This is a genomic window from Alkalicoccobacillus plakortidis (genome assembly GCF_023703085.1).
In the GTDB taxonomy this organism is placed as follows: domain Bacteria; phylum Bacillota; class Bacilli; order Bacillales; family Bacillaceae_D; genus Alkalicoccobacillus; species Alkalicoccobacillus plakortidis.
Genome location: NZ_JAMQJY010000001.1, coordinates 1,767,914 through 1,782,948, shown reverse-complemented (window position 1 = coordinate 1,782,948; position 15,035 = coordinate 1,767,914). Strand labels below are relative to the sequence as shown.

Genomic DNA, 15,035 nt, shown 5'->3' with positions numbered 1-15,035 from the left:
AGACTCCTAAGAACATTATCGGTGTAAATGGGTAAAAAGTTAAGAGTTTTGACGGCGAAATTCGATAAAAACCGCTAATTGATTCATTGTAACCGGTATAATATACCTATAAATTTATTTGGTCTAGTATGGAGATAGAAAAAAATCAAGAAAATGTGCGTGAATCACAAACTAATGTAACGTGAGTTTATGTTTAGTAAGACATTTTAAAACGGAAGAATTATACGGATACATTATAATGAAGAAACTCGTCTAAAAGTGAATATTAGTAGATTGATATTCGACAAAAAAAGCAGCAGAACTTCTTTTTGAAGCTCCATTGTTATCTTGGTATAATTTAAGGTTTTGTTGGGTGTTTGTTCATTAATAAGAATTCGTAGTATATCTTCTTTAAATTACATAGATTCGAAATTTTTCATGAAAAATGCCTGAAAACATTACGATTTTTCGAATTTCGCTCTAGCTAGTCAGATTATCTATCAATAAAAAATACTATTTTAAAAAGATTGAATATTGCATTCCTTGTGTGAGTCTTTTATAATAAAAATATTCAAATTACGAAATTTGCAAAAAAATCTCGTATAAATCTATTAAACGTAGTTTTTTCTACTCTTTAATACTAAATTTATCAGTGCAAAGTGAGTGGTCTTATGGCGAAATTGGATGACGTGGACTTTGCCATCCTAAAATTACTACAAGAAAACGGAAAAAAAACCGTATACAGAGATTGCAAAGCATATTGAGGTCAGTGAAGGGACTATACGAACGAGAATTAGTCGAATGCTTCAAGATGGGGTTTTTGAATTCATTATTCATATAGAACCTGATGCGATTGGTTTACAAGTACAAGCTATTATTGGAATTACAACAAAGCTTGGTCAGCAAGAGGCTGTAGCCAGACATCTTAATCAATATCCTGAGGTTCGATTTGTTGCTGCTTTTTCAGGAAGACATGATTTAATTTTACAAGCGTATTTTAAAAGCAATGAAGATCTTGTTCACTTTGTGAACAAGGAATTAGCTAAATTAGATGGTATCGTTTCAGCAGATGTCAGCATTGAACTGAAGAAATATAAAGATACATTCTCTTATATGGCTTAATACAGACTAAATTGTTTGAAAATAATCACATTTATGAATATCGGGGTGGATTACTTGGATAAAGGGTTATTAAACATTAAAAATCTATCAACCTCTTTCCGAATTAATGATCAATACTATGCGGCTGTGGATGATGTGTCACTAAGTGTAAATAAGAACGAAATCTTAGGAATTGTTGGGGAATCCGGTTCAGGCAAAAGTGCACTTGCGTTTTCAATTATGGGACTTCATGACAAATTGAATTCTAAAATAGATGGTGAAATTAATTATAAGGGTGAAAACATCGCCGCCCTTTCAGAAAAGCAAATGAACAAGTTACGCGGTGAAGAAATCGGGATGATCTTTCAGGATCCTTTGACTGCACTGAATCCATTAAAGGTAGTTGGTGAGCAAATTAGCGAGATGCTTTATTTGCATACCAAACTTGGGAAAAAAGAAAGAAAAGCAAAAGTTCTTGATTTAATTAACCAAGTAGGTATACCGCGTCCGGAATACGTGTATGATCAGTTTCCTCATGAACTATCAGGTGGAATGAGACAGCGTATTGTTATTGCGATTGCTATTGCGTGTGATCCTGAATTTTTAATTGCAGATGAACCAACAACAGCATTGGATGTGACCATTCAAGCGCAAATTCTTTCATTAATAAAAAAATTGAAAAATGAAACAAATAGCGGCGTCATTTTAATCACTCATGATCTTGGAGTGGTTGCTGAAATGGCTGACCGTGTTGCAGTTATGTATGCAGGGCAAATTGTTGAAATTGCTCCAGTTAGGGAATTGTTTAAAAACGCTAAGCATCCATACACACGCTCTTTATTAAACTCAGTACCCCATGGTCACGAAGCTAAAACCAAACTACATGTTATTCAAGGAATGGTTCCTTCTTTGCAAAAGCTTCCACGAACAGGTTGCCGATTTGCTCCAAGGATTCCGTGGGTTTCTGAATCTGCTCATGATGAGCATCCTGAATTACATGAAATCTCGCCAGGGCACTTTGTAAGATGTTCTTGTTATAAGCATTTTGAATTCCCTGATAAGGTTGAGGAGGCAGTTGGCAATGGCGTTACTGGAAGTTAAAGATCTTAATGTGCATTTCCCTATTAAAGCAGGGATATTAAATCGTACAGTAGGACATGTAAAAGCGGTAAATGGAGTTTCCTTTGACTTGGAACCTGGTCAGACCTATGGTTTGGTAGGAGAGTCCGGTTCAGGGAAAACAACATCAGGTCGTGCTGTTATAGGATTAAATCAAATTACAGATGGACAAGTTTTCTTTGATGGTAAAGACATTACCAAAGGGCTAAAAGGTGGATTTGATTTTCGTAAAGATATTCAAATGATCTTTCAGGATCCATACTCTTCGTTAAATCCAAAAAAGAGAGTAATAGATATTATTGCCGAACCTCTTCGTAATTTCGAAAACCTATCTAGGGTTGAAGAGAAACAAGCAGTTAAAGAGCTATTAGAAAAAGTAGGATTAAATCCAGAGAGTATCTATAAGTACCCTCATGAATTTTCCGGTGGGCAAAGGCAACGAATTGGTATTGCTCGTGCGATTGCACTAAAGCCTAAACTAATTATTGCTGATGAACCAGTTTCTGCACTAGATGTTTCGGTTCAGGCTCAAGTATTGAATTTTCTACAGGAAATTCAACAAGAATTAAACTTAACGTATTTATTTATTAGTCATGATTTAGGAATCATTCGCCATATTTGTGATCGAATCGGGATTATGTACAAAGGTAGATTTGTCGAAGAGGGAACAAGTGATGATATTTTTAATAACCCTCAGCACATCTATACTAAAAGGTTACTATCTGCTATTCCGGATATTGATCCTGATAATCGAGACGAACGAGACGCATTTCGTAAAGAAGTCTCAGAACAATATGCTAATTCCTTTAATGATTATTTTGATGAAGAAGGACAGGTTTTTGATTTGCAGCGCATCTCTGATACACATCTAGCTGCATTGCCTGTAAAGGTAAATTAATATGTGGAAATTTATTATCAGACGTTTGTTTATTGCGATCCCACAGCTGTTTCTCTTATCCATACTAGTGTTTTTAATGGCTAAGGCGATGCCAGGAGATGCATTAACAGGATTAATAGGGGATCCAGATCTTTCTGCAGAGGCTATACAGGCTTTAAGGGAAAGATTAGGAATTGATAATCCATGGTATATCCAATATAAGGATTGGATCTTAAGTGCCCTACAAGGTGATTTGGGTACTTCTTTTAGACAAAAAGTACCAGTTACAGATCTAATCCAGTCTAGAATTTGGAATACCATTTGGTTATCTTTATTCTCGACAATCTTAATCTATCTAATGGGTATTCCTTTAGGCATTTGGAGTGGGAAATATCATGATACGTTACGTGATCGTCTAATTACAGGCTATACGTATATTGGTTTTGCAACGCCGCTATTTATCTTTGCTTTAATCATGTTGTTAGTATTTGGATTCATGCTTAGATGGTTCCCAACTGGTGGGAGTGTTGCCCCTGGTTTAGTACCAGGAACATGGGATTATTTTGTTAGTAAAATCTATCATTTAATTTTACCATCATTCTCAATTGCTTTGATTGGGATTACCGGAACGGTGCAATACCTGCGTAGTGAGATTATTGATACAAAACAAAAGGATTTTGTCAGGTTAGCTAGATCTAAAGGGGTCTCAGAGAAAAGATTATACAATAACCATATTTTTAGAAACTCATTAATGCCAATTGCAGCGCTTTTTGGCTACGAAATTACCTTGCTGATATCTGGATCGATTTTTGTTGAATCAATATTTACGTATCCGGGAATGGGACAGCTATTTGTTCAGTCGATTAATACAAGGGATTTTAGTGTGGTAACGGCTATTGTTCTATTATTTGGATTTGCCTTTATCATAGGTGGATTAATATCGGATATTATAATGAGTATTGTCGATCCAAGAATTAGAATTAAATAATTTTGAGCAGGGGTGAATCGTTTTGGCTAAAAGTGTTGCAACGGAAACGGAAGAAAAAACCCCTTCTGGTATCCGTATAATATGGCGGGAAATTCTCCGCGATAAAATAGCGTTTTTCTCATTTTTACTTGTGGCTTTAATAGCACTTGCTGTATATGGTGTATCCTTATTTCTTGATAAAGATCAAATTGTTACAGTTGACTTATTTGCAATGTATGAACCACCATCAGCGCAGTTTTGGTTAGGCACTGATTATGGTGGTAGAGATATTTTTGGGCAACTTATAATCGGTACTCGTAATTCATTATCGGTTGGAATTTTAGTAACTCTTATAAGTGGAGTCACTGGAATTTTAGTAGGATTGTTAGCGGGATATTTTGGAAATTTAGTAGATAATACTTTAATGAGAATTTTAGACTTTTTCCAATCTTTGCCTACTATCATGTTAATTATAGTGTTTGTAACAATGGTTCCAAAATATAACGTTCCTACATTTTCATTAATTATGGCTATCTTTTTATGGATGGGAATTGCGAGAATTATACGGGCGAAAGTTATGCAGGAAGCGTCACTGGAATATGTCCATGCGGCAAGAACATTAGGTTCGTCTCATTTTAAAATTTTATTTGGGCATTTGCTTCCCAATATTATGTCGCTCATTATCGTTACGATGACTTTAAATCTTGCGGCAAATATAGGAATTGAAGCTAGTTTATCTTTCTTGGGATTTGGTTTTCCTGAATCAACCCCAAGCTTGGGGACATTAGTTGGGTATGCACGAAACCCTCAAGTTTTAGAGCTAAGACCATGGATCTGGTTACCTGCATCATTACTAATCTTTATTTTGATGCTGTGTATAAATAATGTCGGACAAGCGCTGAAGCGGGCGACTGACGCAAAACAAAGAAGAGGTTAAAAAGGAGGAGTCATAATATGAAAAAGTTTGATCGTACGAAGAAAAAGACGGTTTTACTTGCTTCAACAACAGCGTTAGTCTTAGCACTTGCTGCGTGCAGTGGTGGTTCAGATTCAGATGGAGGTTCTTCTGAAAATGGAGGAGGAACGGCTGACGGAGGTTCTGAAGAAGAGGAGCCAATGTTCTCTATTGATGATTTTGAAGTTGTCAAAGGTGAAAATGGAGATGATATTCTAGATGGTGGGTCTATTAACGTAGCATTAGTTAATGACAGCCCATTTGAAGGAACGTTAAACTACAACTTCTACCAAGGTACGTTTGATGCTCAGGTACTTCAGTGGTTTGATGAGAGCTTGTTAGCTGTTGATGAGAACTTTACCTACACGCAAGATGGTGCAGCGACATTTGAAATAAATGACGATGGTGATGTCTTCACATTCACAATAGGTGACAATGTAAACTGGCACGATGGTGAGCCTGTTACAGCTGAAGACTGGGTTTTTGCATTTGAAGTACTAGGAGATGAAGACTATCCTGCTACTCGTTTCACAGAAGCATCGAATGTACAAGGATTTAATGAATTCCGTGCTGGTGATGCAGAAGATATTTCTGGATTAAATATCATTGATGATAAAACGTTAGAAATTACGTTTACTGAAGCAAATCCTTCCCTACTTGCTAGTGGAATTTGGGCATATCCAATGCCTAAACACATCTTTGAAGACATTCCTGTAGCAGATATGGAATCTTCTCCAGAAGTACGTCAAAATCCAATTGGATTTGGTGCATTTAAAGTGGATTCAATCACTCCAGGAGAAGCTGTTGTTTATAAGAAAAATGAAGACTACTGGCGTGGAGAGCCAAACTTAGATGAAGTAGTATTGTCTATAGTAAATCCTCAGACAATCACTCAATCACTAGAAAATGGCGACGTAGATATCGCGGTATATCCAACTGATCAATATAAAGATAATTATGAAACTCTAACTAATGTAGAATTTTTAGGTATTACTGATTTAGCATACACATACATTGGTTTCCAAATGGGAACATGGGAAGATAATAAAAACGTATTTGATGAAGACAAACAGATTTCTGATATTAACCTCCGTAAAGCAATGGCGTATGCAGTAGACAATGCAACTGTAGCTAACCAGTTTTATGATGGTTTAAGATGGGCAGGTACGACCCTAATTCCACCTTCACATCCTGATTATCATGATGAAACAATTGAAGGATACTCTTATGACCAGGATATGGCTAATAAAATCCTTGATGATGCTGGTTATGTAGATGTCAATGATGATGGTATGCGTGAAGATCCAAATGGTGATGAATTAACGCTAAACTTTGCTTCTATGAGTGGTGGAGATACTGCTGAACCAATCGCTAACTACTACATTCAAGCTTGGAAAGCTGTAGGAATTAACGTTGAATTACTAGATGGTCGTCTACAAGAATTCAATACTTTTTATGATCGTTTAGAAGCTGCTGATCAAGCCATTGATGTATATCAAGGAGCTTGGGGTGTAGGTTCTGATGTTGACCCAACTGGTCTATGGGGAAGTAGTGCTGCTTACAACTATACTCGTTGGACTGATGACAAAAACGATGAGTTACTAGCACAAGGTGTTTCTACGGAAGCTCTTGATGTAACAAAAAGACAAGAAATCTATAAAGAGTGGCAGGAATATATGGTAGAGCAAATTCCAGGCATTCCCTACACTTTATCGTTCTGAGTTAACAGCAGTTAACAACCGTGTTGTAAACTTTGCTCCATTCAGAGCATCTGGTACTGAAGTTTATCTAAATGAACTTGCTGTTACAGCAGATAGCCCTGAAACAGCTAACTAATGTAACCTAATCGAAAGAGTCTGGATATTTTCCAGGCTCTTTTTTGATATTTCAGTAAAACTTCTCATATTTTTTGATTAACTGACCCTTATAAAGATTCGTATTCCTAACTAAAAAACGTCACAAAATCGTATTCTATCGCGATTTTGATACGAATTATAACTATTCGACAATCTTTGTCAGAAAATTTACTATAAAATCACTATTTAAATAAAAAGAATATTGCGTACTGTGTGAGAATCTATTATAATTTAGAAAACTATTCAAGAATATGTTAAATAGTTAAAGAATTTAACTGGTAGGAGGTTATATGGATAAAATTGATGCGCTTGATCGAGCGATATTAATGCACTTGCAAATGGATGGTAAATCAGCCTTTACTAAAATTGCATCCAATTTGCAAATTAGTGAAGGAACTGTAAGAACAAGGGTTAAAAAAATGCTGAAAAATAAGTATTTTCAATTTATTATACATATGGACCCTGCCAGTCTAGGACTGGAGGTTCAAGTCATTATCTGGATTCAGACACAGCTTGGATGTCAAGATCAGGTTGCTGATGTATTAAGTCAGTTATCAGAAGTCAGATTTGTAGCTGCGTTTTCAGGTCAGTATGATTTAATTGTTCAAGCCTATTTTAAGAATAAAAATGATCTTATTACGTTTGTTAATAAACAACTAGCATCTATCGATGGAATTATAACCTCAGATTTAAGTATTGAATTAAAACAGTATAAGGATTCGTTTTCATATATTACAAATGAATGAATATATGTGAGGAGGGGACAGAATGTCAGAGCCACTTCTTGAGGTCAGTCATTTAAAGACCTACTTTGAAGTTAACAAAACTAGAACGGTTAAGGCTGTTGATGATGTAAGTTTTCAAGTGAATAAAGGAGAGACTCTTGCAGTAGTAGGAGAGTCGGGAAGTGGAAAAAGTGTAACGTCCCTTTCAATTATGGGGTTGCTATTCTCACCACCGGCTAACATTCAAGGCTCCGTTAAACTTAGTGGTAAGGAGTTAATTGGACTCTCTGATAAAAAGCTAGATCAAATAAGAGGCAATGAGATGTCGATGATCTTTCAAGAACCCATGACTTCTTTAAACCCGGTATTTACAATTGGAAATCAAATAGCTGAGACCTTAATTAAACATAAAAAAATTTCAAAAAAAGAAGCGAAAAACGAAACGGTTCGATTATTAAAATTAGTTGGTTTTGGTCGTGCTGAAGAAATGGTCAAGGAGTTTCCACATCAGTTGTCTGGTGGGATGAGACAACGGGTTATGATTGCCATTGCAATGGCCTGTAATCCAAAGCTTCTAATCGCAGATGAGCCAACAACAGCTTTAGACGTGACAATTCAACAGCAAATTCTTGACTTAATGCTTAAAGTCAAAAAAGAGTTTCAATCTTCTATTCTTCTAATTACACATGATCTAGGAGTTGTGGCTGAGATGGCTGATCGGGTATTGGTCATGTATGCAGGCCAAGTTGTTGAACAGGCTACTGCGTACGAACTGTTCACAAATCCAAAACATCCGTATACAGTAGGTCTACTTAATAGCATGCCGAAGATTGATGATGAACAAAAAGAACGTTTGGATGCGATCCCGGGAGTTGTACCTGCTGCACACCGTTTTCCAGTAGGATGTCGATTTGCACCTCGATGCCCACATGCGACAGATGAATGCACAGCTGAGATGCCTAATCTTCTTCAAGTAGATGACACTCGAGCTGTTCGATGTGTGTTGTATAAGGAAGAGGCGGTGAGTGTATGACAGATAAAAAAGTTCCATTGGTGGAAGTGAAAGGTCTTAAAAAATATTTCCCAATAAATAAGGGTGTCTTACAGCGAAAAGTAGGAGATGTAAAAGCGGTTGATGATGTTAGTTTTACCATATATAAGGGTGAAACGCTTGGTATAGTGGGTGAATCCGGCTCAGGAAAATCGACTTTAGGCAGAATGGTATTAAAGCTTATCGATGCAACAGAAGGTGAAATTATTTTTAATGAACAGAATTTTGCCAAGATTAAAAACTCCGAAGTTCGTAAATTGCGAAGAGATATGCAAATGGTGTTCCAAGATCCTTATGCATCACTAAACCCACGAATGAGTATTGGAGAATTGTTAGAGGAGCCTTTGCTTGTACATAAAACCATTTCAAGTAAAGAAGGACGAAAAGAAAAGGCATTCGAACTGTTAGAGAAAGTAGGGTTGCCACGAGAAGCGTATTCTAAATACCCTCATGAATTTTCAGGAGGACAACGACAGCGTATCGGCATAGCGAGAGCTCTTAGTACAAACCCTGAATTTATTATAGGGGATGAACCAGTCTCCGCACTTGATGTTTCTGTTCAATCACAAGTACTCAACTTGATGCAGGATCTTCAAAAGGAATTTGATCTAACGTATATGTTTATCGCACATGATTTAAGTGTTGTAAAACACATTAGCGATCGAGTGGCAGTAATGTACCTTGGAAGAATTGTTGAGATTGCGGATAAAGACATTTTGTACAAGAAGCCACTGCATCCATATACACAAGCATTAATTTCAGCAGTGCCATCAACAGATGTAACGATTAAACGTGAAAAAGTAGCCCTCACAGGAGAACTGCCAAGTCCGGCTAATCCACCTAAAGGATGTGCGTTTCACACAAGATGTCCACATGTACATGATCGTTGTAAGGTTGAACGGCCAATTTTAACGCAACAAGGGGAAGGGCAAATGACAGCGTGTCATTTGTATACAACAGAAGCTGCAGCGGCAAAAGCTGAGTGAAATGGTCCTGCTTTAAGGAGGTGAGGTAGGGGGACCGATCTTAAAGACGCAACATGTGTTAAAAAAATAATGAAAAAGATGTGAGGGGGATTTGATGAAAAACAAACATTGGTATTTATTAAGTGGTGCACTTTCATTAGGACTGGTGCTAGGAGCTTGCTCTGGCGATACGGTAGATAGTCCTTCTGATTCAGGTGGCGGAACGTCAGACGGTGGAGATACTGAAGAACCAAGCGGTGGTCCAGTAGAAGGTGGCAACGTAAACCTTGCGATGTTCTCTCCTCCAGAGAACTTATTTAATCCTATTTTTTATACAGCCCTATACGATGCACACATTCTAGATATTACACATGAAGGTTTAGTTAGCCAAGATGAGGAATTCACTTTTATCCCCCAATTAGCTGAAGATTGGGATTTTAATGATGACAATACTGAACTAACGTACAAGCTTCGTCAAGATGTTAAATGGCATGATGGCGAAGACTTTACAGCTGATGATGTTGTCTTTACATTTACAAGCCTTGCTGACCCTGATTATGTTACAGCTGGTGGTGTTCGTGTTGATTATGTTAATAGTTTAGTTGGTTACGAGGAGTACAGCTCCGGTGATTCAGATGAGTTTGAAGGAATTGAAAAGGTAGATGATTACACGGTTACCTTTAAGTTCAAAGAAGCAAGTGTTAAAGCTCTATCGGATACAGCGCTAGCGATCATTCCTGAACATGTATTTGCTGATATTCCAGTTGCTGAAATCCCAGAAGTAGCTGAATCTCGTGATGCAGGATCAGTTATTGGTACGGGTGCATTTAAATTAAAAGAATACATGGAAGGTGAGCAATACATTCTTGAAGCTAATGAAGACTATTATGGAGGAGCTCCCCATCTTGACACAATCACATGGAAGATTGTTGGGCAATCTGTAGCAGCTGGTATGCTTGAAAACGGAGAGCTTGACTATATCCCTCGTGACGTTGCACCACAAGACGCTGCAACGATTGATGAATTAGAAGGTATTGAATTGTTTGAGCAGCCTCAACTTGGCTATCAATACATGGGCTTCAAGCTTCATCACGGACCAGATGAATCACTAAGTGATCCAAGCACATGGGAAGTAAATGAAAAGCTTGATAATAAAGAATTAAGACAAGCAATTGCTTATGCCTTTAACCGTTCAGGTATTGTTGGAGATCCTGAAGCAGGAAATGGTTTACTTGGTGGTCGAGGAATCGTTCTTGACGCTCCATTCCCTGAAGCTTCATGGGCGTACAATCCTGATGTAATTGAAGGGTATGAATATAGTCCAGAAAAAGCAGAAGAAGTTCTAGAAGCAGCAGGTTACGTTGATGCTAATGATGACGGCTTCCGTGAAGATCCAGATGGTAACGAGCTTGTACTAAATCTTGATTACCCTGTAGGAAATGAAACACGTGAAAAAATGGCACCAATTATTCAACAAGATCTAGAGGCAGTTGGTCTGAAAGTAGAACTTAAAACTCCTCGTGAAGCGCCAGCTCATTTTGAATTGGTAGAGAAAAACAACACAGATGTGGACTTGTATTTGGCTGGTTGGTCATTAGATTCTGGTGACCCAGATCCATCATCACTATACAAATCAACTGCTCCGTACAACTACCCAAGATGGGTAAATGAAGCTTCTGATCAATTATTAGATGATGCAGTGAATCCAGAATTCGCATTTGAACAAGAGTACCGCCAAGAGAAATATGTTGAATGGGCACAGAATTTTGTTGATGAGCTTCCAGTACTTCCGGTTTACTCAGAAAATGAAATTCATGCTTGGAATAGTAAACTGACAGGTGTAACTATTAAACCGTTTACGTTTAAAAATGACACTCACTTATGGCAGTGGACTGAGTAGTACACCAGTACAGGAGGACGTATGGCTTTAGACCATACGTCTTCTCATTATAAGAGAGGTGAACAAAGTGACAAAGTATATCATCCGTAGATTACTTCAGTTTATTCCAATGGTAATTTTGGCAAGTATCGTTGTATTTTTCATGGCGTACTTAGCGCCAGGTGATGCATTAAGTGGAGAAAATTTAGATCCGAATATTCCAAGAGAGGTTCTTGAGGAACGCCGAGAAGCACTTGGTTTGAATGATCCTATACATATTCAATATTATAATTGGGCAAAACGAGCGGTAACAGGTGATCTTGGCATGTCCATGCATCATACAGGACGATCTGTCTCTGATTTAATTGGAGGTCGGCTTGAAAATACATTAAATTTATCTATATTCTCTTTAATTATCACGTTAGTTATTTCAATCCCTATAGGAATTTATTCAAGTAGAAAACCATATTCAATTGCGGATTATTCTGCTACAACGTTTGCATTTATTGGACTGGCTATCCCCAATTTTTTTGCAGCCTTGCTTGGAATCTATATTTTTTCATTTGGCTTAGGATGGTTACCTTCACAGGGCTCAATATCTGCACCAAATTTAACTGGTTTAGATTATATTGGAAGCAAGTTAAAACATATGATTCTACCAGGCTTTACATTGGGGCTTGCGAGTACAGCGATTTATATGCGTTACATGCGGACTGAAATGCTTGAGCTGCGTGGAAGTGATTTTATTCGAACGGCAAGAGCAAAAGGTTTAGGCAACCGATCGGTATTGTATAAGCATACGCTACGAAACGCCCTAATCCCAATTATTACATTACTAGGATTAGAGTTTGGCACACTATTAAGTGGTGCAGTATTAGTAGAAACCGTCTTTAATTATCCAGGGTTAGGTACATTATTTGTTGGTTCAATATCCAACCGTGATTATCCGGTTATTATGGGAATCAACTTAATTCTTGCCATGACTACTCTTTTAGGAAATCTGCTTGCTGACATCTTGTATGCAGTGGCTGATCCACGAATTCGTTATGATTGAGGTGAATAATCATGGAGCCTGAGCTTTCCAGACAACCGGACGTCATTGTCGGTAATAAAGTGCCTGACGAAGAAAAAAGCCTTAGTCCATTGCAATTAGCTGTTCGACGCTTTTTCAAAAATAAGCTTGCCATTGTTGGAGTTATCATCATGATCTTAATGGTGATCGTAGCTATTTTTGCTGATGTGATTGCTACTCATGATCCAACCCGGGCGGATTTATTAAATATTGAGCAACGATCAAGTGCAGAGCATATTCTTGGAACAGATGGTTCAGGACGTGATAATTTTTCAAGACTTGTTTATGGTGCACGTATTTCATTAATGATTGGTTTTTTCTCAATGCTTTCAACCGTTATCGTTGGAGGAACTCTTGGAGCAATTGCTGGTTATTATGGCAAATGGGTAGACGGATTAATTATGAGATTAACAGATTTAATTCTAATCTTCCCGTTTCTTTTAATGGTCTTAACAGTTGTGTCCATTCTTGAACGAATGAATATTACGATCTTTATTCTCGTTATGGCATTAACAAACTGGCCAAATATTGCGAGGGTATTACGAGGTACGTTCCTTTCTATTAGAGAGAAAGATTTTATAATGAGTGCAAGAAGCATTGGCTGTTCTGATTTCCGTATTATTCGTAAACATTTTATTCCCAATGCAGTGGGTCCAATCATTGTTAATGCAACGATTATGATGGCCATTATGATTATTATTGAATCAGGGTTGAGTTTTATTGGGGCAGGGATTCCTCAGCCTACGCCTACTTGGGGAAATATGTTATCAGAAGCTCAAAGTATCCGAGTGTTACGTAACAACCCTGAAACATGGCTTCCACCTGGTTTAAGCATACTATTAGTGGTACTAGCCATTAACTTTATTGGAGACGGATTACGTGATGCATTTGATAGTAAATCATAGAATGTACTAAAACCGCGAGAAGCTTATCCTTCCGCGGTTTTAGTTTGTGTGGAGCAAACTAAAACGTTCTTGCTTTTTCTATAAAAACAATCGTAGAATAAAGCATACTCATATTATTACATAAACATACAAATTGTCAGAAAGGTACGATTTAATGATGAAAACTCTACTACTTACAGGATTTGAACCTTTTTTAGATCATGCATCAAATCCTACAGAAAAAATAGTGAAGCAATTAAATGGAGAAACAATTGGTGAGTTCACAGTTATTGGAAAAGTTCTTCCTGTGGCATTTGACGAATCAACAGTTGTACTTATGGAAGCGGAGAAAGAAGTAAATCCTGACGCAGTAATTATGTTAGGGCTTGCTGCAGGTAGGTCTAATATTACACCGGAACGGATTGCCATTAATATTCAAGGGGGAGCTGCTGATAATAAAGGGGTGAAGCTTCAAGATGAGTCTATTTTAGAGAATGGACCGGCTTGTTATTTCTCTACTCTTCCTATCCAAAGCTTTGTAGAAACATTACACGAGCAGAATATTCCTGCAAGTATTTCAAATACAGCTTGGAACATATCTATGCAATAAAGTGATGTATAGCATGCTCCATTCCCTTAAACAGAGGGAGTTAGATATCCCGGCAGGTTTTGTTCATATACCATTCTCTCATGAGATGAGTCTTCACTCTAAAAATCCAAGCCTTTCATATGAAGAAATGGAAAAGGCAGTCCGGATTATGATTACTCAACTTAAATAGAGGTTGTTGGGAAGTCTAGGTCAAGATAGGTCTTAGAGCCTTCTTTTATAACTACCTGTGCACTGGTTAAATCAGTTATCCATTCTTTAAACGTTTGTAAGTCCTTAGGCTGGATGTATAGGACAACTTGCACTGCTTCAGCATAATCAAATGATTTAATTGGATAAGGGGATTGTCTGAGTTCGTTCTCCATTTTTCCTAACCAGCCATACTCAAATGTAATGGAAATTTCATTAACGAGTAGTCGCTGAATAAGACCTACAGCATTCATCCCATCACTTACAGATCGACTATATGCACGAATAAGTCCACCGGCGCCAAGCTTGATTCCGCCAAAAAAACGAGTGACAACAACAGTCGTATTTCGTACGTTTCTTTTCTTTAAGACTTCTAGCATTGGAACACCTGCAGTACCAGATGGTTCGCCATCATCATTTGCCTTTTGCAGATCATTATTCTCCCCAATGACATAGGCTGAGCAATTATGATTGGCACTAGCAAACTGTTTTTTTATCTCTGAGATAAAGGTCTGTGCTTCTACTTCTGTTGTTGTGTGCTTGAAGTGTGAAATAAAACGAGACTTTTGAATGATTATTTCATGTGTCCCGTTATCATTTATCGTTAAATGGCTAGGTTGCATATAACTTCTCCTCTTTTTTTCATAGTTTTACAAATAGGCGAAATCCCTATGTAATAATGGTCTGTTACGATAACACTGTTAAAACGACTAGATAAAGACTAATATAATCGATTTTTGGGAAAAATTAATAAAACGACTAGTTACTTTAGTGTTGTATGATTAGGATAGCCAATAAAGTAGAAGGGC

Annotated in this window: 14 protein-coding genes and 1 pseudogene; 14 read left to right on the top strand and 1 reads right to left on the bottom strand. The window is 37.4% G+C overall.

Translation table 11 applies throughout. The features are described 5' to 3' along the window. The first annotated feature begins 650 nt into the window (after window positions 1-650). From NDM98_RS09585 to NDM98_RS24625, 14 genes and pseudogenes are all read left to right on the top strand, one after another. Window positions 651-1,101: pseudogene (locus tag NDM98_RS09585) on the top strand (Lrp/AsnC family transcriptional regulator). A gap of 54 nt (window positions 1,102-1,155) precedes the next feature. Continuing rightward, window positions 1,156-2,181 carry an ABC transporter ATP-binding protein gene (locus tag NDM98_RS09580; protein ID WP_285803904.1) on the top strand — a complete coding sequence of 342 codons (1,026 nt, stop codon included), beginning with the start codon at window positions 1,156-1,158 and terminating at the stop codon, window positions 2,179-2,181. Then, a complete protein-coding gene (locus NDM98_RS09575) occupies window positions 2,162-3,097 on the top strand; it encodes an ABC transporter ATP-binding protein (RefSeq protein ID WP_251606816.1) in 936 nt (311 codons plus the stop codon). The genes NDM98_RS09580 and NDM98_RS09575 overlap by 20 nt, the downstream gene beginning before the upstream one ends. Window position 3,098: 1 nt before the next feature. Next, the gene (opp4B, locus tag NDM98_RS09570) at window positions 3,099-4,064 is read left to right on the top strand and encodes an oligopeptide ABC transporter permease (RefSeq protein ID WP_251606813.1); all 966 of its coding nucleotides are present in this window, start codon (window positions 3,099-3,101) and stop codon (window positions 4,062-4,064) included. A 22-nt stretch (window positions 4,065-4,086) separates the two neighbouring features. Next, window positions 4,087-4,980: an ABC transporter permease gene (locus NDM98_RS09565; RefSeq protein ID WP_251606810.1), complete on the top strand. Its 894-nt coding sequence runs from the start codon at window positions 4,087-4,089 to the stop codon at window positions 4,978-4,980. Between the two features lie 17 nt (window positions 4,981-4,997). Then, the gene (locus NDM98_RS09560) at window positions 4,998-6,719 is read left to right on the top strand and encodes an oligopeptide ABC transporter substrate-binding protein (RefSeq protein ID WP_307728764.1); all 1,722 of its coding nucleotides are present in this window, start codon (window positions 4,998-5,000) and stop codon (window positions 6,717-6,719) included. Window positions 6,720-7,144: 425 nt separating this feature from the next. Beyond that, window positions 7,145-7,600, top strand: coding sequence for an Lrp/AsnC family transcriptional regulator (locus NDM98_RS09555; RefSeq protein ID WP_251606807.1), 456 nt, complete (start codon window positions 7,145-7,147; stop codon window positions 7,598-7,600). A gap of 22 nt (window positions 7,601-7,622) precedes the next feature. After that, window positions 7,623-8,612, top strand: a complete 990-nt coding sequence (locus NDM98_RS09550) for an ABC transporter ATP-binding protein (protein ID WP_251606804.1) — start codon at window positions 7,623-7,625, stop codon at window positions 8,610-8,612. After that, complete coding sequence (locus NDM98_RS09545; RefSeq protein WP_251606801.1) at window positions 8,609-9,616, top strand: ABC transporter ATP-binding protein; 1,008 nt, start codon at window positions 8,609-8,611, stop codon at window positions 9,614-9,616. The genes NDM98_RS09550 and NDM98_RS09545 overlap by 4 nt, the downstream gene beginning before the upstream one ends. Before the next feature lie 94 nt (window positions 9,617-9,710). After that, window positions 9,711-11,495, top strand: coding sequence for a peptide-binding protein (locus NDM98_RS09540; protein ID WP_251606798.1), 1,785 nt, complete (start codon window positions 9,711-9,713; stop codon window positions 11,493-11,495). A gap of 67 nt (window positions 11,496-11,562) precedes the next feature. Next, on the top strand, window positions 11,563-12,528 hold the full coding sequence (locus tag NDM98_RS09535; RefSeq protein WP_251606795.1) for an ABC transporter permease: 966 nt from the start codon (window positions 11,563-11,565) through the stop codon (window positions 12,526-12,528). An 11-nt stretch (window positions 12,529-12,539) separates the two neighbouring features. After that, the gene (gene opp4C, locus NDM98_RS09530) at window positions 12,540-13,451 is read left to right on the top strand and encodes an oligopeptide ABC transporter permease (protein WP_251606792.1); all 912 of its coding nucleotides are present in this window, start codon (window positions 12,540-12,542) and stop codon (window positions 13,449-13,451) included. A 154-nt stretch (window positions 13,452-13,605) separates the two neighbouring features. After that, complete coding sequence (locus tag NDM98_RS09525) at window positions 13,606-14,040, top strand: pyroglutamyl-peptidase I family protein (protein ID WP_373370369.1); 435 nt, start codon at window positions 13,606-13,608, stop codon at window positions 14,038-14,040. 4 nt (window positions 14,041-14,044) lie between these two features. Beyond that, on the top strand, window positions 14,045-14,209 hold the full coding sequence (locus NDM98_RS24625; protein WP_373370368.1) for a pyroglutamyl-peptidase I family protein: 165 nt from the start codon (window positions 14,045-14,047) through the stop codon (window positions 14,207-14,209). Here NDM98_RS24625 and NDM98_RS09520 read toward each other — a convergent pair. Further along, entirely contained in the window at window positions 14,202-14,849 is a 648-nt protein-coding gene (locus NDM98_RS09520) for a YigZ family protein (RefSeq protein ID WP_251606789.1), read from the bottom strand. The genes NDM98_RS24625 and NDM98_RS09520 overlap by 8 nt on opposite strands. Between the last annotated feature and the right edge of the window lie 186 nt (window positions 14,850-15,035).

What these genes read in the sequence shown, in the direction of transcription:
- NDM98_RS09575 (WP_251606816.1), top strand. Translation starts at nt 2,162, where the DNA reads ATGGCGTTACTGGAAGTTAAAGATCTTAATGTGCATTTCCCTATTAAA.
- opp4B (WP_251606813.1), top strand. Translation starts at nt 3,099, where the DNA reads ATGTGGAAATTTATTATCAGACGTTTGTTTATTGCGATCCCACAGCTG.
- NDM98_RS09540 (WP_251606798.1), top strand. Translation starts at nt 9,711, where the DNA reads ATGAAAAACAAACATTGGTATTTATTAAGTGGTGCACTTTCATTAGGA.
- NDM98_RS24625 (WP_373370368.1), top strand. Translation starts at nt 14,045, where the DNA reads ATGTATAGCATGCTCCATTCCCTTAAACAGAGGGAGTTAGATATCCCG.
- NDM98_RS09555 (WP_251606807.1), top strand. Translation starts at nt 7,145, where the DNA reads ATGGATAAAATTGATGCGCTTGATCGAGCGATATTAATGCACTTGCAA.
- NDM98_RS09545 (WP_251606801.1), top strand. Translation starts at nt 8,609, where the DNA reads ATGACAGATAAAAAAGTTCCATTGGTGGAAGTGAAAGGTCTTAAAAAA.
- NDM98_RS09525 (WP_373370369.1), top strand. Translation starts at nt 13,606, where the DNA reads ATGATGAAAACTCTACTACTTACAGGATTTGAACCTTTTTTAGATCAT.
- NDM98_RS09520 (WP_251606789.1), bottom strand. Translation starts at nt 14,849, where the DNA reads ATGCAACCTAGCCATTTAACGATAAATGATAACGGGACACATGAAATA.
- opp4C (WP_251606792.1), top strand. Translation starts at nt 12,540, where the DNA reads ATGGAGCCTGAGCTTTCCAGACAACCGGACGTCATTGTCGGTAATAAA.
- NDM98_RS09560 (WP_307728764.1), top strand. Translation starts at nt 4,998, where the DNA reads ATGAAAAAGTTTGATCGTACGAAGAAAAAGACGGTTTTACTTGCTTCA.
- NDM98_RS09550 (WP_251606804.1), top strand. Translation starts at nt 7,623, where the DNA reads ATGTCAGAGCCACTTCTTGAGGTCAGTCATTTAAAGACCTACTTTGAA.